This is a genomic window from Frankia sp. Mgl5 (assembly GCF_023242985.1).
GTDB classification, from domain to species: Bacteria; Actinomycetota; Actinomycetes; order Frankiales; family Frankiaceae; genus Parafrankia; species Parafrankia soli.
On record NZ_JALKFY010000184.1, the window covers coordinates 1 to 261 of the forward strand.

Sequence of the window (261 nt, forward strand, 5' to 3'; positions counted from 1 at the left end):
TCCCTATGAAGAGGCAGCTTACGATATTTATCCCTTAGATCTCCCCGGAAAAGGCCTCGGTGTTGGCCGGATCGGAAAGCTGGCCGAACCGATGAAGCTGCGCGATCTGACGCTTTTGGTCAAAGAACGCTTCCATCTGCAGGGCGTTCGCGTAGTCGGGGAGTTGGACGATCTGGTCCGCATGGTGGCGATTGTCGGCGGAGATGGCAATTCGTTTGGCGAAAAAGCGCTTTTTCGCGGGGCCGATGTCTTTCTAACCGG

1 protein-coding gene is annotated in these 261 nt (G+C 55.9%); it reads left to right on the top strand.

Going from position 1 to position 261, the window contains the following annotated elements; genetic code table 11:
* The coding region (locus MXD62_RS08915) for a Nif3-like dinuclear metal center hexameric protein (RefSeq protein WP_248828903.1) at positions 1 to 261 on the top strand (261 nt) is incomplete at both ends.